We start from the raw sequence: 16,317 nt of genomic DNA, 5'->3' as shown, positions 1-16,317 counted from the left end.
GCGCGCACTCACCCGCGCGCGAGGTCCCAGTCCCGGTAAGGGTCCCAACCGCCCGGACCCCCGTAGGGCACGCCGTCCACGAGCACGGCGTGCGCCCCCTGGTCGTGGACGCGCCCGATCGCCCGGAACGGGCCGAGGTCTGTGCCGGGAGAGAACGCCGCGAGGAGTGCGTGGTCCTCGCCCGCTTCGAGCGCGCGCGAGGGATCATCGCCGAGCGCCGACGCGTCGAGGGCGATGGTCACCCCCGAGGCCTCCGCCATGCGCCGGGCGTCCAGCGCAAGCCCGTCGGAGATGTCCATGAGGGCGGCCGCACCGGCCGCCGCGGCGTGCGCCGCCGCCTCCATCGGGGGTCGCGGCCGCAGCTGCGCATCCAGCGCCGCGCTCTCCGCCGGGGTGAGCTGTGCGCGATCGATCGGGAGCGGCGCGCCCTCGGCGTCGCGGAACCTGTCGAACAGCAGCGCGAGCCCCTCCGCCGCCGGACCCAGGTCGCCGGCCACCGCGATGGTGTCGCCCGTGCGCGCTCCCGACCGTAGCAGAGGGCGCCGGCCGTCGAGCGAGCCGAGCGCGGTGACGGCGATCGTGAGCGTGTCGGAGACCGTCAGGTCGCCGCCTTCGACGGCGCACCCGGGGGCGAGTTCCGCGCACGCGGCCCGAAGTCCCGCCGCCAGGCCGGTCACGAACGAAAGGCGCGTGTCATCGGGCATCGCGAGGGCCACCAGGAGCGCGACCGGCCGGGCCCCCATCGCGGCGACGTCGGCGAGGTTCACCGCGGCGGACTTGAAGCCCAGGTCCTCGGCGCTGGACCACGCGAGACGGAAGTCCGGGCCGTGCACGAGCGTGTCGGTCGTGGCCACCACGCGCGCGTCGCCGACCGCCAGCACGGCGGCGTCGTCGCCGGGGCCCACAGGTGCCGCCGACGGACCGAGGGTGTCGAGGATGGCGCGCAGGATCACGCCCTCGGGCAGGACGCCCACGGTCGGGTCGCCGGAGTGGATCATGCTCTCACCGTATCCGCCCCGCGCGGGAGGCGTCGCCGCGCGGGGCTACCCTGGAGGGGTGCCCCGCCCCCTTCGTGCCCTCGCCGTCGCGCTCGCGTTCGGCGTGATCGGCACCGCTCTGGTCTCGTGCAGCTCCAGCGTCGGCGGATTGACCCCCGGTCCGCTCGCGAACGACCCGGCGTGCGCGGATGTGTCCGTGCGGCTGCCGGACGCGATCGGCGACCTGGACCGCCGCTGGACCGACGCGCAGGCGACCGGAGCCTGGGGCGACCCCGCCGCCGTCCTGTTCACCTGCGGACTCGAGCCGACCGGCCCCACCACCCTGCGGTGCATCTCGGTGGGCGGCGTCGATTGGCTGGTCGACGAGAGTGAGGCCCCGCGCTTCCGCCTGACCACCTACGGGCGCACGCCCGCCGCGGAGGTCTATGTCGACAACGAGATCGTCTCGCCCAACGAGGCCCTCGACGCCGTCGCCTCGGCGGTGCTCACCCTCCCGCAGGACGCGGCGTGCACCGAGCCCGAGACGCCCATCGGCGAATCCGAGGGATGACCGGGCTGCGCGAGGCGGCACCCAGGCGCGGTGATCAGCCCCGGGCGGCGGCAGAGTCGATGAGCTCCGTCACGAGGTGCTCGTACGAGAGCCCCGAGGCGATCCAGCACTTCGGGAACATCGAGATCGGCGTGAAGCCGGGCATCGTGTTGACCTCGTTGACGAAGAACTCGGTGCCCGTGAAGAAGAAGTCCACGCGGGCCAGTCCCTCCCCGCCGAGCGCCTCGAAGGCCTGCGCGGCGATCCGCTGCATCTCGGCGAGTTCCCCGTCGCGCACATCGGCGGGGCACACCAGCTCGACGCCCGGGGCATCGAGGTACTTGGCGTCGAAGTCGTAGAACTCGCGCCCGGTGACCACGATCTCGCCGGCCACGCTCACCCGCGGATCCCCACCGTCCCGGCCGGGCAGCACGCCGCACTCGATCTCGCGGCCCACGACGGCCTGCTCGACCAGCACGGTGGCGTCCTCGGCGAAGGCGACGTCGAGCGCGGCATCCAGCTCGGTCCATTCGGAGACCTTCGACACGCCCACGCTCGAACCGGCGCGGGCGGGCTTGACGAAGACGGGGAGGCCGAGCGCGCGGATACGGCGCTCCCACAAGTCACGCCGGCGTTCGATGTCGGCGCGCGTGAGCGTGACCCACGGCACGACCGGGATGCCGGCAGCCTTGAGCACGCTCTTGGTGGCGTGCTTGTCCATGCCGATCGCGGACATCAGCACTCCCGCACCGACGTAGGGCAGACCCAGCAGCTCGAGCATCCCCTGGATCGTGCCGTCCTCGCCGAAGCGGCCGTGCAGAATCGGGAAGACCACGTCGACCTCGCCGAGCGACCGCTCGCCGTCGGCGTCGACCACCCGCAGCTCGCGGCTGAGCGCCGACTCCGGCCAGCGCACGCGCGTGCCGTTGTCGGCGACCTCCGGCAGCACCTCCGGGTCGAGGGCGAACTTGTCGGGATCGTCGTCTTCGAGGACGAACGCGCCGTCGCGGGTGATGCCGATCGGGATCACCCGGAAGCGGTCACGATCGATCGCCCGCAGCACCCCTCCCGCCGTTGCGGAACTGATCGAGTGCTCGCTGGAGCGACCGCCAAAGAGCACCGCCACCGCCGGCCTGTCCATTCTGCGTCCTCTCGCCCTTCGGGGTGTCGTCGTCTGTCGTCAGGTGGGGCGCGATGTCCCGCGGGTCCATGGTGCCGTCGAGCACCATCTTGACCTGTTCCACGATCGGCATATGCACGCCGACCTCTCGCGCCAGCTGGAGCACCGGGGCGACCGAGGCGAGGCCCTCGGCCGTCTGGTTCATCTGCTTGACGACGTCGTCGAATCGGTACCCCTGGCCGAGAAGGCGCCCCGCCGTGTTGTTGCGGCTGAGCGGAGACTGGCAGGTCGCGATGAGGTCGCCGAGCCCGGCCAGGCCCTGGAGCGTCTCCGGCTGCGCCCCCTGCGCGACGGCGAAGTCGGTCATCTCCACGAGTCCGCGGGTGATGATCGAGGCCTTGGTGTTCTCGCCGTAGCCGACGCCGTCGACGATGCCGATCGCGACCGCGATGAGGTTCTTGAGCACTCCCCCGAACTCGGTGCCGATCACATCCGTGTTCACGAAGCTGCGGAAGTAGCGGTTGCGGGCGCGCCGGGCCACCGCGTCGGCGGTCTCCTGACTGGTCGACGAGATGACCGCCGCGGTGGGCTGCTCCCGCGCGATCTCGAGCGCCAGGTTCGGGCCGGATGCCACGGCGATGCGACCCGGATCGCAGTGCAGCTCCTGCTCGATGACCTGGCTCATCCGGAGCCCGGTGCGCCGCTCGACGCCCTTCATCAGCGAGATGATCGGCACGTCGGACTTCGAGACCAGCGGACGCACGGCCTTGAGGTTCTGACGGACGGCCTGGCTGGGAATGGACAGATACACCTGGTCGGCGCCGTCCAGGGCGGTAGACAGGTGGTGGGTGGCCGACATGCCGCGCGGGAGGTTGATCCCCGGCAGGTACTGGCTGTTGCGCTTGGCCTCGTCGATCTCGTGCGCGAGCTCGGGACGACGCGCCCACATCACGACGTTGGCGCCGCCGTCGGCGAGGATCTTGCCGAAGGTGGTGCCCCAGCTGCCGGCGCCGATGACGGCCACGCGCGGGGCGGAGGAATCGGGTCTACGACTCAAGGCGTCCCGTCTCCTTCTGGCCGTGGTCGGCCGGGTTCCAGCGCGCGGCGGGTGCCTTCTCGCCGCGGATCTCCGCCAGCAGTGCGGCGACCTCTGCCATCACGGCGTCGGTCGCGGCGGCGAGAGCCGCGGGCTGCGTGGTGTCGGCGGCGTACGCCGACAGATCGACGGCATCGCCCACGGCCAGCCGCACGCGCTTGCGCAGGGGCCACAGGCTCAGCTTGCCGTACCGGGGCAGGATTTCCTGCACCCCCCACTGCGCCACGGGGACGACCGGGATGCCGCCTGCCATCGCCAGCCGGACGGCGCCGGTCTTGCCGCGCATCGGCCACAGATCGGGATCGCGGGTGAGCGATCCCTCGGGGTACACGATGACGCCGCGGCCGTGGGCCACCAGCGTCTGCGACGCCTCGATGGTCTGGCGGGCCGCCGCCGCGGACGCGGTGCGTGCGACCGGGACCATGCCCGTCGCCCGCAGCACCCACCCGAGGACGGGCACGCGGAACAGGCTCTCCTTGGCCATGAAGCGCGGGGCGCGGCCCATGCGCCAGACGGCGAGCGCGACGACGAGCGGGTCGAACTCGCTCACGTGGTTCGGTGCCAGCACGAAGGCGCCCTGCCGGGGCAGCTTCTCGGATCCGGTGATCTCGACCCGGCAGATCAGGCCCATCAGCGGCACCACGATGGCCGCGAGCGGCCAGAAGATACTGGGGCGCGTCTTCTCCTTCGAGGCGCGCAGACGGTGCGGACTCACCCCGTCACCCGATGACGTCGAAGTCGGCGCCGAGCGTGTCGAGCTTGGCGAGGAACTTCTCGTAGCCGCGTCGGATGATGCCGATGTTGCGCACGACGGACTCGCCTTCGGCCGCGAGGGCGGCGATGACGTAGCTGTAGCCTCCGCGCAGGTCGGGCACCACGACGTCGGCGCCGTGCAGCGGCGTCGGGCCGCTGATGACCGCCGCCTGCTCGAGCGCGCGTCGCGGGACGCGGCGATCGGAGCTGTCGATCCCCTCCGGGTGCACGACGATGTCGGCGCCCATCTGATTGAGCGCGGTCGTGAACCCGAGGCGGTTCTCGTACACGGTCTCGTGCACCGTCGACGTGCCATCGGCCTGGGTCAGAGCGACGATCAGCGGCTGCTGCCAGTCCGTCATGAATCCGGGGTGCACGTCGGTTTCGACCACCACGGGCTTGAGCACGCCGCCGCGGCGGAACTGGATGCCGTCCTCGTGCACGTCGAACCAGCCGCCCGCCTTGCGGAACACGTTGAGGAAGGTCAGCATCTCCTGCTGGCGGGCACCGCCCACGAAGATGTCGCCGTCGGTGGCCAGCGCCGCGCACGCCCAGGAGGCGGCCTCGTTGCGGTCGAAGATCGCACGGTGGTCGTAGCCGCGGAGGCTCTCCACACCCTCGATGAGGATGACACGGTTGGGCTCGTAGGAGATGATCGCGCCCATCTTCTGCAGCACCGCGATGAGATCCATGATCTCGGGTTCGATCGCGGCGTTGCGCAGCTCCGTCGTGCCCCGGGCGCGCACGGCCGTGAGCAGAACCTGCTCGGTCGCTCCGACGCTCGGATAGGGCAGCTCGATGTTCGCGCCGTGCAGTCCATCCGGGGCCGTGATGCGGATGCCCTCGTAGCTCTTGTCGACGACCGCGCCGAAGGCGCGCAGCGCATCCATGTGGAAGTTGATGGGGCGGTCGCCGATGCGGCATCCACCGAGATCGGGGATCAGCGCCTCGCCGAGCAGGTGCAGCAGCGGGCCGCAGAACAGGATCGGGATGCGGGATGCGCCGGCATGCGCGTCGATCTCCTCGAAGTGCGCGGCCTCCGCGCCGCTCGGGTCGAAGTGGAGCGTGCCTTCCTCGTCGCCGTCCTCGACGCGCACGCCGTGCACCTCGAGCAGCGATCGCACGACCTGCACATCGCTGATGTCGGGGACGTCGCGCAGCGTGCTGGGGGTCTCGCCCAGGAGGGCGGCGACCATCGCCTTGGTGACGAGGTTCTTCGCCCCCTTCACCTCCACACGACCCGTCAGCGGTCTTCCGCCGCGGATGGCGAGGATCTCTCCTGCCACTTCCCCTTCCCCTGCGTTGGCATCTGGGGTGACGCTGAGAAGCGACTTCATCCGGTGGACCTCACTTGGTGTCATCGAGACTGGCGACGGCGCCGGCCCGGGTGGGGCCGGCCGCCGGCTTATCGGACGGGGATCGTCCGCGGCCGCCAGGCCTCACGGCGAGCCTCGAACTGCGCGATCTTGTCTTCGCTGCGCAGCGTGAGCCCGATGTCGTCGAGCCCTTCGAGGAGCCGCCACCTAGTGTAATCGTCGATCTCGAACGAGACGCTGATCTCGCCGATCGCGGCGGTGCGGGCCTCGAGGTCGACGGTCATCGACGCGCCCGGAGCGGCTTCGATCGCCGCCCACACGGTCTGCAGGTCGGATTCGGAGATCACGCCCGTGACCAGGCCTTGCTTTCCCGCGTTGCCGCGGAAGATGTCGGCGAACTTCGGGCTGAGCACGACGCGGAAGCCGTAGTCGCGCAGCGCCCACACGGCGTGTTCGCGGCTGGAGCCGGTGCCGAAGTCGGGACCCGCGACCAGGACGCTCGCGCCCGCGTACGCGGGCTGGTTCAGGACGAACTCGGGGTCCTGACGCCAGCTCGCGAACAGGGCGTCCTCGAACCCGGTCTTGGCGACCCGCTTCAGATACACCGCGGGGATGATCTGGTCGGTGTCGACCGCCGAACGACGCAGCGGTGCGGCGATGCCGGTGTGGGTGGTGAACTTCTCCATGTCAGGCCTCCACGGTCTCGACGACGGGCAGGTCACTCGGGCTCGCGAGGCGGCCGAGGACCGCGGTGGCCGCCGCGACCAGCGGCGACACCAGGTGCGTGCGCCCGCCCTTGCCCTGCCGTCCCTCGAAGTTGCGGTTGCTCGTCGACGCGCACCGCTCCCCCGGCGCCAGCTGGTCCGGGTTCATGCCCAGGCACATCGAGCAGCCCGCGAAACGCCACTCCGCGCCGAACGCGGTGATGATCTTGTCCAGCCCCTCGGCCTCGGCCTCCAGCCGCACCCGCGCCGACCCCGGGACCACCATGACACGCACGCCGTCGGCCTTCGTGCGCCCCTCGATGATCGAGGCGAACGCACGCAGGTCCTCGATGCGCGAGTTGGTGCACGAGCCCATGAAGACGGCGTCGACAGGCACCTCCTTGAGCGGAGTGCCCGGCGTCAGATCCATGTACTCCAGAGCCCGCTCGGCCGCCGCACGCTCGTTCGGGTCAGTGAAATCGGCCGGCGACGGCACCACGTCCGACAGCGACACACCCTGACCCGGGTTGGTGCCCCACGTCACGAACGGCTCCAGCTCGTTCGCGTCGAGGAACACCTCCGCGTCGTAGACCGCGCCCTCATCGCTGGGCAGCGTCCGCCAATACGCGACCGCGTCCTCCCAGTCCTGCCCCTCCGGGGCATGCGGACGACCCTTCAGATACGCGAACGTCGTCTCATCGGGCGCGACCATCCCAGCCCGCGCCCCCGCCTCGATCGACATGTTGCACATCGTCATCCGGCCCTCCATCGACAGGGACCGGATCGCGCTGCCGCGATACTCCAGCACGTAACCCTGCCCGCCGTTCGCGCCGATCTTCGCGATGATCGCGAGGATGATGTCCTTCGCCGTGACCCCCGGCTTCAGCTCACCCTCGACCGTGATCGCCATCGTCTTGAACGGCTTCAACGGCAACGTCTGCGTGGCCAGCACATGCTCGACCTCGCTCGTGCCGATCCCGAACGCCATCGCCCCGAAGGCGCCGTGGGTCGACGTGTGCGAGTCGCCGCACACCACCGTGATACCCGGCATCGTCAGACCCAGCTGCGGCCCCACGACATGGACGATGCCCTGCTCCTTGTCGCCCAGCGAATGCAGGCGCACGCCGAACTCCTCGGCGTTGTGGCGCAGGGTCTCGATCTGCACGCGGCTGGTCGGGTCGGCGATCGGCTTGTCGATATCCAGCGTCGGGGTGTTGTGATCCTCCGTCGCGATCGTGAGGTCGAGGCGCCGCACCGGACGCCCCTCGGCGCGCAGCCCGTCGAAGGCCTGGGGGCTGGTCACCTCGTGCACCAGGTGCAGGTCGATGTAGATGAGGTCGGGCTGTCCGCCCTCGCCCTTGACCACGAGGTGGTCGTCCCACACCTTCTCCGCCAGGGTGCGCGGGTGATCGGGGATCGTGGACGCGTCGGAAACGGGATCGTTCATGCTCTGTCGTTCTCCTCAGATGGGGGATCAAGCCCGCGAGAGACTCCGCGACGAGTGAGGCCTGGGAACTAGGACTCGTCGCGGCCGCTAAGGAGGAGGCGAGCGATCCGCACGAGGTCAGGCTACCACCGTCACCGACGCGACCCGGACTCGCTGCGTCACACAGTCGGCGGGGTGCCCTTCTCCTCCGCGACCACCTCGGCCGCCGCCTCGGGCGACTGCGCGCGCTTCTCGCGCGCCGAGGCCACGAGACTCGCGATCGTGGCGACTGCCATCGACGCCACGATGACCCCCAGCGACATCCACGTCGAGATCTCCGGAGCCCATTCGATGTGCTCTCCCCCGTTGATGAACGGGAGCTCGTTCACGTGCATCGCGTGGAACACGAGCTTCAGACCGATGAAGGCGAGGATGAACGCGATGCCGTAGTGCAGGTACCGCAGTCGGTCGAGCAGGTCGCCGAGCAGGAAGTAGAGCTGGCGCAGTCCCATGAGCGCGAACAGGTTGGCCGTGAACACGATGAACGCGCTCTGGGTGATGCCGAAGATGGCGGGGATCGAGTCGATCGCGAACAGCAGGTCGGTGATGCCGATCGAGATGAACACGATGATCATCGGCGTCCACATCTTCTTGCCGCCGACCACCGTGCGGATCTTGGCGCCGTCGTACTGATCGGAGATGTCGATGAAGCGGCGCAGGGTGCGCACGACGAAGTTCTCCTGCTTCACGTCGTCGTCGTGGTCGCCGCCGGGGAACGCCTGGCGGATCGCGGTCCAGACCAGGAAGGCGCCGAAGATGTAGAACACCCAGCTGAACTGCTCGATGATCGCGGCGCCCGCCAGGATGAACAGTCCGCGCAGCACCAGCGCGATGATGATGCCCACCATCAGCACCTCCTGCTGATAGCGGCGCGGCACCGCGAACTGGGTCATGATCAGCACGAAGACGAACAGGTTGTCGATGGACAGGCTGTACTCCGTCAGCCAGCCGGCGACGAACTGCCCCGCATACTCGGGGCCGGCGAATCGCCACATGAGCAGCGCGAAGATGAGGGCGAGGCTCACATAGAAGACCACCCACAGGGTCGACTCCTTGGTCGACGGGATGTGCGGGCGCTTGAGGATCAGCAGCAGATCCGCCAGCAGGATGAGGGAGAGGACCACCAGGGATCCGATTTCGAACCAGAGCGGGAGTTCGAGGTCCATTCAGGGCCTTTCGAGGGGGAGGTCGGAGGGGTCGTTCGGATCCGAAAGTCTCTCCCCGCGCTCCGTTCGAGCGCGACGCGCGCCCGGGGCCGCACTGTCGGGGCCCGTGATGACGGATGCGCGTAGGCGGGATACTCCCTCTCGCTCGGATCAGGATACAGGCTGGGATGCCCCGCCCCGCCGCACGGATGGTGACGAGATCGAGACGATCAGCCGCCCGCCGACACTTGCACGGTGAGAGACAATGGTGCCCCGCAGCGATACCGGCATGCGGCGGGGCGAGGACGAGGATGCCTGAGCACGACATCACCAGCGACGCAGAGCTCATCGCGCTCGCAGCGGGCGGGAGCGAGTTCGCCTTCCGCGCGCTGTACCGCGCCTACGTCCGCCCCGTGTACTGGATCGCGCATGGACTGGTCGGCAACGCCGCAGATGCGGAGGATGTGACACAGGAGACGTTCCTCGTCGCCTGGCGCAAGCTTCCGGAGTTCGAGCTCGCCGGGCAGTCGCTGCTGCCGTGGCTGGCGACGGTGTGCCGGCTCCAGTCCGCGAACCGCATCCGACGCCAGAAGCGCGACCGCGAGCACACCGCGGCCGCCGTCGAGGAGTCCCTGCCCTCGACGGTCGACGTGGAGCAGCAGGTCATCGACGACGACCTCGCCGCGCGCATCCTCGCCGAGGTCGGCGGACTGAGCCCGCTGGACCGCGACATCTTCCGCCTCTGCGCCGCGGAAGGCTACGCGTACCAGGCTGCCGCCGATGCGCTCGGCGTCGGGCACGGCGTCGTGCGCAATCGTCTCTCCCGCATCCGAACGCGCCTTCGGACCGTCGTCAAGGAGAGCACATGAACACGTCATCCTCCACTCAGACCCGGGACCTGCCCGAACTCGCCGCCTCGCGCATCGACGAGATCGAAAGGGAGCTGTTCGACGGGATCGCGCGCGAACGCGGCGCCCGCGAACGGCAGCGCGCACGGCGCGGGCGGATCTGGATCGGCGGCGCCGCCGCCGCGGCCGTCCTCATCGTCGCCGCGGTGATCGCGCCGAGTGTCGGCACCCTCGTGAGCGGGGGATCCGCCGCCGACACTGCGGCGTCCCCCGAGCTGCTGCCCGGGATCGCCGTCGAGGAGTCCGCCCGCGACGGAGCGCTCTCGAGTGGGGACACTGCGACCGGCGGAGCCGTCGCGAGCGCGCAGGATGAGGGTGCGCGCGAGATCATCGCCAATGCCTCCGCGCAGCTGACCGTCGACGACGTCGCCGACGCGGCCCGCGGGATCGGTGAGGAAGCGGCTCGGCTGGGCGGCTACGTCGAGTCGATGAACATCGATATCACGGCGCAGGGTGCCGGGTCGTCGGGCGCGGAGCCGGGCGTCGGCCCCGACGGGCTGGTGGTCGTGGACACCTTCCCCTTCCCGCAGGGCGCGTGGGTGAGCGTCCGCGTCCCCTCCGACAGCCTGCCCGAGATGATCGAGGGGCTCGACGAGTTCGGCGAGGTGACCGCCTCGTCGATCAGCCGCCAGGACGTGACCGAGCAGACCGTCGACCTGCGCGCCCGGATCGAGGTCGCGCAGGCCTCCGTGGACCGCCTCACCGCCCTGATGGCCGAAGCCGCGTCCGTCTCCGACGTGATCGCCGCCGAGTCGGCCCTCGCAGAGCGTCAGGCCACGCTCGAGTCGTATCAGCAGCAGCTCGAATCCCTCGAGTCGCAGATCGACCTGTCCGGACTGACGGTCACGCTCACGCGCGAGACCGTGCCCGTCGAAGCCGATCCCGCCGGGTTCGCGGACGGACTCGCCGCCGGATGGAACGGCCTGGTCGCCACACTCAATGGCATCGTGATCGCGCTCGGGTTCCTGCTCCCCTGGCTCTTCGTCGCGGGCGCCGCAGCGCTAATTGTCTGGGGCGTCCTGCGGCTGCGCCGCCGGCGTCGCGCATCGGTCGACGTCGAGCCCTGACCCGCGGCCGCTGCACGGCCTTCGACTCGGGCTCGCGAACGAGAGAAGCCCGGTCCGATCGGACCGGGCTTCTCTTGCATGGTGACCCCAGCGGGATTCGAACCCGCGTTACCGCCGTGAGAGGGCGGCGTACTAGGCCGCTATACGATGGGGCCGCATAGCCTGTTGCCTGACTGGTGACCCCAGCGGGATTCGAACCCGCGTTACCGCCGTGAGAGGGCGGCGTACTAGGCCGCTATACGATGGGGCCGTACCGTTCAGGCAACCGTTCGATTATGCCATGCCCCCGCGCACCTCGCCAAATCGAGGCGGCATCGGGCCCCACGCTTGCCGCGGACGACCGCGCGGCGGTTGACTCTCCCCATGCGAGTCACCAAGTTCGAGCACGCCACCCTCACCCTCCACGACGCTGGCCGCACCCTCGTCATCGATCCCGGTTCGTTCACCGCGCCGCTGGACGACCTGGAGCACGTCGTCGGCATCGTGGTCACCCACGAGCACCCCGACCACTGGACCCCCGAGCACCTGCGCCGCATCCTCGATCAGTTCCCCGATGCGCCCGTATTCGGTCCGGCCGGGGTGGCGGTCGCGGCTGCCGATTTCGACGTGACGACGGTGGCCCCGGGCGACACGGTCGAGGCTGGACCCTTCCAGCTGTCCTTCCATGGCGGACGTCACGCCGTCATCCACGAGTCCATCCCGGTCATCGACAACGTGGGCGTGCTGGTCAACGACGTGTTCTACTACCCGGGCGACTCGTACGCCCTGCCGGACGGCGCCGACATCAAGCTGCTCGCGGCGCCGGTCGGCGCACCGTGGCTGAAGATCGGCGACGCGATGGACTTCGTTCTCGCCGTCGCGCCGCGCCAGGTGTTCGGGACGCACGACATCGGGCTGTCGACGGCGGGCCGCACGATGGGCCGGGCGCGCCTCGCGTGGGCGGCGCAGCAGCACGGCGGCGAGCTGGTCGAACTCGATCCGGGCGACTCCGCCGACATCTGACGCGCACGAGAGAGGGATGCCGCACCCCGGCGGGGTGCGGCATCCCTCTTCTCTTCCTTACTCGGCGTCGAGATCGGTCTCCAGCAGCGCGACGAGCTCGTCGAGCGCCTGCTCGGCGCCGTCGCCCTCGGCCTTCAGCGTGACGACGGTCCCCTGCGAGGCGCCGAGGCCCATGAGAGAGAGGATGCTGCCCGCATTCAGGTCGGGGCCGCCCTCCACCGCGATCGTGACCGGAACGGGCTTCTCCTTCACCGCCTGCACGAACAGCTTCGCGGGTCGCGCGTGCAGTCCTGAACTGCTGGCGATGGTGGCCTGACGTTCTGCCATTTGTTGTCCTCGTTCCTCTCTGACGGGATCGTGTGCTCCGGCGTGTGCCCTCAGGCCACGGCCGGAGCCATCATGGGCGCCTCTGCCGCCTCGAGCTCCTTGCGGCCGACGAACCGCTTGAGCCCGACGACAGTGAACGCGGTCACGACGGTACCGGCCAGGAGTGCCAGGAGGAAGCCCCACACCGGGTTGATGGCGAAGAAGACGAAGATGCCGCCGTGCGGGGCGAGCGACTCGACCGCGAAGGCCATCGACAGCGCACCGGTCACCGCGCCGCCGAGCATCGACGCCGGGATGACGCGCAGCGGGTCGGCCGCCGCGAACGGGATGGCGCCCTCGCTGATGAACGCCGCGCCCAGCAGCCACGCGGCCTTGCCGTTCTCCCGCTCCACCGGAGTGAAGGATCCGCGGGCGATGACCGTGGAGGCCAGCGCCATCGCCAGCGGCGGCACCATGCCGGCCGCCATGACCGCGGCCATGATCAGATAGGGCGTCGGGTTCTCGGGAGAGCCGGCCGCCAGGCCCGCGGTCGCGAAGGCGTACGCGACCTTATTGACGGGACCGCCCAGGTCGAAGCACATCATGAGACCGAGGATGACGCCGACCAGGATGATGCCCGACGTGCCGGCGAGGTCGGTCAGCCACGTGTTGAGACCGGTCATGAGGGTCGCGATCGGACGGCCGAAGAACAGGATCATGAGCCCCGACGCGACAATGGATGCCAACAGCGGGATGATCACGACCGGCATGAGACCTCGCAGCCAGCGCGGCGCGTTGAGGTTGCCGAGCCACCAGGCGACGACGCCCGCGAGCAGACCGCCGATGATGCCGCCGATGAATCCGGCGTTCATGAGCACGGCGACCGCACCGGCGACGAAGCCGGGTGCGATGCCCGGACGGTCGGCGATGGCGAAGGCGATGTAGCCCGACAGCGCGGAGACGAGGAATCCCATCGAGGTCGCGCCGATCATGAAGAACACCGACCCGAGGTACAGGCCGAGGTTCCCGAGGAACAGGTCCTCGCCGCCGGTGGGGAGATCCCACAGCGCGTTCTGCGTGATGATCGTCGCCGCGTCATCGGTCACGTCGTAGCCGCCAAGGAGGAATCCCAGCGCGATCAGCAGACCGCCGCCCGCCACGAACGGGATCATGTAGCTCACGCCCGTGAGGAGGATCCGCTGGATGCGGGCGCCCCACGACAGCGAGGCCGTCGAGGTGGCGGTGGATGCCGCCGACGTCGAGGCCGCGACGCGCGCGGCGTTCGGGTCCTTCGTCGCCGCGATCGCCTCGGCGATGAGCTGGTCGGGCTGTTCGATGCCGCGTTTGACGCCGGAGCGGACGACGGGCTTGCCGGCGAAGCGCTGCGGCTCGCGCACATCGACGTCCGTCGCGAAGATCACGGCGTCGGCATTCGCGATCACATCCGCCGGCAGCGCCTGGTAGCCGCTGGAGCCCTGCGGCTCGACGACGAGGTCGACGCCGTTCTTCTTCCCCGCCGCGGTGAGCGCGTCTGCGGCCATGAAGGTGTGGGCGATGCCGGTGGCGCACGCGGTGACGGCGACGATCCGCACCGCATCGGCGGTGGGCTCGGCGGCCGTCGGCGCAGCGGCCGGCGCGGTGTCGGCGGCGGGCGCGGCATCCGACTCCCCGATGGCCTCGCGGACGATGCGCACGACCTCATCGTCGCTGGCCGCGGCCCGCAGCGCGCCGGTGAAGTCGTCCTGCATGAGGCTGCGGGCGAGTTTGGACAGCACCGCGAGGTGCGCCTCGGCCGCTCCCTCGGGTGCGGCGATGAGGAAGACGAGGTCGGCGGGACCGTCGGGCGCGCCGAAGTCCACACCGGGACTCAGCCGCGCGAAGGCGAGTGACGGCTCGGTGACCGCGGCGCTCTTGGCATGCGGGATCGCGATACCGCCGGGCAGGCCGGTCTCGTCCTTCTGCTCCCGAGCCCAGGCATCGGCATAGAGCGCCTCGACGTCGGTCGCGCGGCCCTGCGCGACCACACGGGCGGCGAGGGCGCGGATCACCGCGGCCTTGTCGTCGCCGAGCGCGGCGTCGAGGCTCACGAGCCCCGAGGTGATGGTGTCGGTCATGATGCTCTCCGTGGTGAGGGTTGCGTTTCAGTGGATGCCGGCCAGTCGCCTCACGGCGATGTCGGCGGTGGGGAGGTCTTCGGGACGCGGTGCCTGCGTGCCCGGGAGGGATGCCGCGGCCGCGCCGTACCGGATCGCGCGGCGCAGCCGCTCGTCGGCGGGCGCACCCTCGGCGTCGGCGATCAGCCAGCCCGCGAGCGAGCTGTCCCCGGCGCCCACGGTGGACGCCACCGTGATGCGGGGGGCGGGGGCGAACCACGCGCCGTCTGCGTCGACGAAGACGGCGCCGTGGGAGCCGAGCGTGATGAGGGCGGATGCCGCGCGCTCCGGCACGATCGCCGCGGCGATGGCGAGCACGCCTTCCTCGGGCGCAGCCGACGGGTCGAGCGGCACTCCGGCGAGCGCCGCGAGCTCCTCATCGTTGGGCTTGATGAGATCGGGGCGCCCGTGGGCGACGACGGCCTCGAGCGCCGCACCGGAGGTGTCGACGGCGATGCGGGGTGCCGCAGCCCCGTGTGCGTCGCGGAGCGCCGCGATCACGGCCACGTAGAAGTCGTCGGATGCGCCGGGCGGCAGCGAGCCGGCCAGCACGAGCCAGCGCGCGCCGACGCACGCTGAGACGGTGGCGTCGATGACGGCCTGCCGCTCGTCGGGCCCGAGCTGCGCCCCCGGCAGGTTGAGCTTCGTGGTGACCCCCGCGGGGTCGGTGATCGTCAGGTTCGCGCGGACGAACCCGCGGACCGGCACGCGCCACGCATCCACTCCAGCTGCCCGCAGGGCGACGTCGTAGGGATCGGCGTCCGCGAGAGGGAGCACCGCGCGCGCGCCGAGCCCGGCACCGCGCACGACGCGGGCGACGTTGATGCCCTTGCCGCCGGCGTCTTCGCGGGAGGAGAGCGCGGACTGCACCTCCCCCGGCTGCAGCGGCGCCGCGAGCGCGATCGCCCGGTCGAGCGACGGATTGGCCGTGAGTGTCACGATCATGCGCGCCACACCTCCACTCCTGCGTCGTCCAGCGCGACGCTCAGCTGATGGTCGGGCGCGGCATCGGTCACGAGCACGTCGATCGCGTCGAGCGGCGCGAATCCCACGAGCAGCTCGCGCCCGAGCTTGTCGGCGTCGGCGACGACGACGACCCGCCGCGCGCCGGCGACGATGGCGCGTTTGACCGCCGCCTCATCGGGGTCGGGCGTGCTCAGGCCGAATCCGGCCGAGAGCCCGTTGGTGCCCACGAAGGCGATGTCGGGCCGGAACCCCTCGATGGCGTGCACCGTGTCGGCGCCGACGGCTGCTCCCGTGACCCCGCGCACCCGGCCGCCGATCACGGTGAGCCCGAGCCCTTCGCCGGTCGCGAGGGTCTGGGCGAGCTGCAGCGCGTGGGTGACCGCCTCGACACCCGGCCGGGGTCCGGAGTCGACGAGCAGCGCCGCCACGGCGCCGGTCGTGGTGCCCGCGTCGAAGAAGATCGATCCGCGGAAGTCGGACCCGACCGCCGCGAGTGCGCGCGCCGCGATGGCGGTCTTCGACTCCCCGCGACTGCCGAGGCGCTCTGTCAGCGACGGCTCGGAGGTGCTCCCCCGCTCCCGGGCGACGGCGCCGCCGTGGACCCGCCGCAGCGCACCCTCGCCCTCGAGCAGGTCGAGGTCGCGGCGGACGGTCTCGGTCGTGACGGCGAACCGGCGGGCGAGGTCGACGACACTCACTCGACCGTCCTCGAGGAGGAGGCGTTCGATGAGCCGGTGGCGCTCCGTCGCGTACATGGGAACCCTTCGT

Annotated in this window: 16 protein-coding genes and 2 tRNA genes; 4 read left to right on the top strand and 14 right to left on the bottom strand. The window is 70.7% G+C overall.

Annotation, left to right across the window (positions count from 1 at the left end; all coding sequences use genetic code 11):
* Positions 1–8: 8 nt before the first annotated feature.
* Positions 9–998: a thiamine-phosphate kinase gene (gene thiL, locus HQM25_RS07630; RefSeq protein ID WP_172989690.1), complete on the bottom strand. Its 990-nt coding sequence runs from the start codon at positions 996–998 to the stop codon at positions 9–11.
* 58 nt (positions 999–1,056) lie between these two features.
* On the opposite strand from thiL, the gene HQM25_RS07625 reads away from it, so the two are divergent.
* Positions 1,057–1,548 carry a DUF3515 family protein gene (locus HQM25_RS07625; protein WP_254359612.1) on the top strand — a complete coding sequence of 164 codons (492 nt, stop codon included), beginning with the start codon at positions 1,057–1,059 and terminating at the stop codon, positions 1,546–1,548.
* A 34-nt stretch (positions 1,549–1,582) separates the two neighbouring features.
* On the opposite strand, the gene HQM25_RS07620 is transcribed toward HQM25_RS07625, so the two are convergent.
* From HQM25_RS07620 to HQM25_RS07590, 7 genes are all read right to left on the bottom strand, one after another.
* A complete protein-coding gene (locus HQM25_RS07620; protein ID WP_172989688.1) occupies positions 1,583–2,668 on the bottom strand; it encodes a D-alanine--D-alanine ligase family protein in 1,086 nt (361 codons plus the stop codon).
* A complete protein-coding gene (locus HQM25_RS07615) occupies positions 2,568–3,704 on the bottom strand; it encodes an NAD(P)H-dependent glycerol-3-phosphate dehydrogenase (protein WP_172989687.1) in 1,137 nt (378 codons plus the stop codon). The genes HQM25_RS07620 and HQM25_RS07615 overlap by 101 nt, the downstream gene beginning before the upstream one ends.
* Positions 3,694–4,458, bottom strand: a complete 765-nt coding sequence (locus HQM25_RS07610) for a lysophospholipid acyltransferase family protein (protein ID WP_254359610.1) — start codon at positions 4,456–4,458, stop codon at positions 3,694–3,696. Before HQM25_RS07610 ends, HQM25_RS07615 begins: the two co-directional genes overlap by 11 nt.
* A 4-nt stretch (positions 4,459–4,462) precedes the next feature.
* Positions 4,463–5,833, bottom strand: a complete 1,371-nt coding sequence (gene murA / locus HQM25_RS07605; RefSeq protein WP_172989686.1) for a UDP-N-acetylglucosamine 1-carboxyvinyltransferase — start codon at positions 5,831–5,833, stop codon at positions 4,463–4,465.
* A 68-nt stretch (positions 5,834–5,901) separates the two neighbouring features.
* A complete protein-coding gene (gene leuD, locus HQM25_RS07600) occupies positions 5,902–6,498 on the bottom strand; it encodes a 3-isopropylmalate dehydratase small subunit (protein WP_172989685.1) in 597 nt (198 codons plus the stop codon).
* A gap of 1 nt (position 6,499) precedes the next feature.
* The gene (gene leuC / locus HQM25_RS07595) at positions 6,500–7,963 is read right to left on the bottom strand and encodes a 3-isopropylmalate dehydratase large subunit (protein ID WP_172989684.1); all 1,464 of its coding nucleotides are present in this window, start codon (positions 7,961–7,963) and stop codon (positions 6,500–6,502) included.
* A gap of 158 nt (positions 7,964–8,121) precedes the next feature.
* Complete coding sequence (locus tag HQM25_RS07590; RefSeq protein ID WP_172989683.1) at positions 8,122–9,168, bottom strand: TerC family protein; 1,047 nt, start codon at positions 9,166–9,168, stop codon at positions 8,122–8,124.
* A 290-nt stretch (positions 9,169–9,458) separates the two neighbouring features.
* On the opposite strand from HQM25_RS07590, the gene HQM25_RS07585 reads away from it, so the two are divergent.
* Together HQM25_RS07585 and HQM25_RS07580 are read left to right on the top strand one after the other, a co-directional pair.
* Positions 9,459–10,016: an RNA polymerase sigma factor gene (locus HQM25_RS07585; protein WP_172989682.1), complete on the top strand. Its 558-nt coding sequence runs from the start codon at positions 9,459–9,461 to the stop codon at positions 10,014–10,016.
* On the top strand, positions 10,013–11,122 hold the full coding sequence (locus HQM25_RS07580) for a DUF4349 domain-containing protein (RefSeq protein ID WP_172989681.1): 1,110 nt from the start codon (positions 10,013–10,015) through the stop codon (positions 11,120–11,122). The genes HQM25_RS07585 and HQM25_RS07580 overlap by 4 nt, the downstream gene beginning before the upstream one ends.
* A 79-nt stretch (positions 11,123–11,201) precedes the next feature.
* Here the strand turns inward: HQM25_RS07580 and HQM25_RS07575 are convergent.
* Positions 11,202–11,277: transfer RNA gene (locus HQM25_RS07575), tRNA-Glu, on the bottom strand.
* Positions 11,278–11,296: 19 nt separating this feature from the next.
* Positions 11,297–11,372, bottom strand: a tRNA-Glu gene (locus tag HQM25_RS07570).
* Positions 11,373–11,485: 113 nt separating this feature from the next.
* Between HQM25_RS07570 and HQM25_RS07565 the strand changes: the two genes are divergently transcribed.
* Entirely contained in the window at positions 11,486–12,124 is a 639-nt protein-coding gene (locus HQM25_RS07565; protein ID WP_172989680.1) for an MBL fold metallo-hydrolase, read from the top strand.
* Positions 12,125–12,181: 57 nt separating this feature from the next.
* Here HQM25_RS07565 and HQM25_RS07560 read toward each other — a convergent pair whose 3' ends face one another.
* From HQM25_RS07560 to HQM25_RS07545, 4 genes are read right to left on the bottom strand one after another with little or no spacing between them, the layout of a single operon-like run.
* Positions 12,182–12,451: an HPr family phosphocarrier protein gene (locus tag HQM25_RS07560; protein WP_172989679.1), complete on the bottom strand. Its 270-nt coding sequence runs from the start codon at positions 12,449–12,451 to the stop codon at positions 12,182–12,184.
* 50 nt (positions 12,452–12,501) lie between these two features.
* Positions 12,502–14,544 carry a PTS fructose transporter subunit IIABC gene (locus HQM25_RS07555; RefSeq protein ID WP_172989678.1) on the bottom strand — a complete coding sequence of 681 codons (2,043 nt, stop codon included), beginning with the start codon at positions 14,542–14,544 and terminating at the stop codon, positions 12,502–12,504.
* Between the two features lie 27 nt (positions 14,545–14,571).
* A complete protein-coding gene (locus tag HQM25_RS07550; protein ID WP_172989677.1) occupies positions 14,572–15,528 on the bottom strand; it encodes a 1-phosphofructokinase family hexose kinase in 957 nt (318 codons plus the stop codon).
* Positions 15,525–16,304, bottom strand: a complete 780-nt coding sequence (locus HQM25_RS07545; protein WP_172989676.1) for a DeoR/GlpR family DNA-binding transcription regulator — start codon at positions 16,302–16,304, stop codon at positions 15,525–15,527. Before HQM25_RS07545 ends, HQM25_RS07550 begins: the two co-directional genes overlap by 4 nt.
* Between the last annotated feature and the right edge of the window lie 13 nt (positions 16,305–16,317).

Source organism: Microbacterium hominis, assembly GCF_013282805.1.
Lineage (GTDB): Bacteria > Actinomycetota > Actinomycetes > Actinomycetales > Microbacteriaceae > Microbacterium > Microbacterium hominis_B.
Note: the sequence above shows the minus strand (reverse complement) of the source record. Positions and strands in the feature narration are given on the sequence as shown.

Bases quoted from the DNA above. Each gene is read 5' to 3' on its own strand.
- thiL (WP_172989690.1), bottom strand. From the start codon at position 998: ATGATCCACTCCGGCGACCCGACCGTGGGCGTCCTGCCCGAGGGCGTG.
- HQM25_RS07620 (WP_172989688.1), bottom strand. From the start codon at position 2,668: ATGGACAGGCCGGCGGTGGCGGTGCTCTTTGGCGGTCGCTCCAGCGAG.
- murA (WP_172989686.1), bottom strand. From the start codon at position 5,833: ATGAAGTCGCTTCTCAGCGTCACCCCAGATGCCAACGCAGGGGAAGGG.
- leuD (WP_172989685.1), bottom strand. From the start codon at position 6,498: ATGGAGAAGTTCACCACCCACACCGGCATCGCCGCACCGCTGCGTCGT.
- leuC (WP_172989684.1), bottom strand. From the start codon at position 7,963: ATGAACGATCCCGTTTCCGACGCGTCCACGATCCCCGATCACCCGCGC.
- HQM25_RS07590 (WP_172989683.1), bottom strand. From the start codon at position 9,168: ATGGACCTCGAACTCCCGCTCTGGTTCGAAATCGGATCCCTGGTGGTC.
- HQM25_RS07585 (WP_172989682.1), top strand. From the start codon at position 9,459: ATGCCTGAGCACGACATCACCAGCGACGCAGAGCTCATCGCGCTCGCA.
- HQM25_RS07580 (WP_172989681.1), top strand. From the start codon at position 10,013: ATGAACACGTCATCCTCCACTCAGACCCGGGACCTGCCCGAACTCGCC.
- HQM25_RS07565 (WP_172989680.1), top strand. From the start codon at position 11,486: ATGCGAGTCACCAAGTTCGAGCACGCCACCCTCACCCTCCACGACGCT.
- HQM25_RS07560 (WP_172989679.1), bottom strand. From the start codon at position 12,451: ATGGCAGAACGTCAGGCCACCATCGCCAGCAGTTCAGGACTGCACGCG.
- HQM25_RS07555 (WP_172989678.1), bottom strand. From the start codon at position 14,544: ATGACCGACACCATCACCTCGGGGCTCGTGAGCCTCGACGCCGCGCTC.
- HQM25_RS07550 (WP_172989677.1), bottom strand. From the start codon at position 15,528: ATGATCGTGACACTCACGGCCAATCCGTCGCTCGACCGGGCGATCGCG.
- HQM25_RS07545 (WP_172989676.1), bottom strand. From the start codon at position 16,304: ATGTACGCGACGGAGCGCCACCGGCTCATCGAACGCCTCCTCCTCGAG.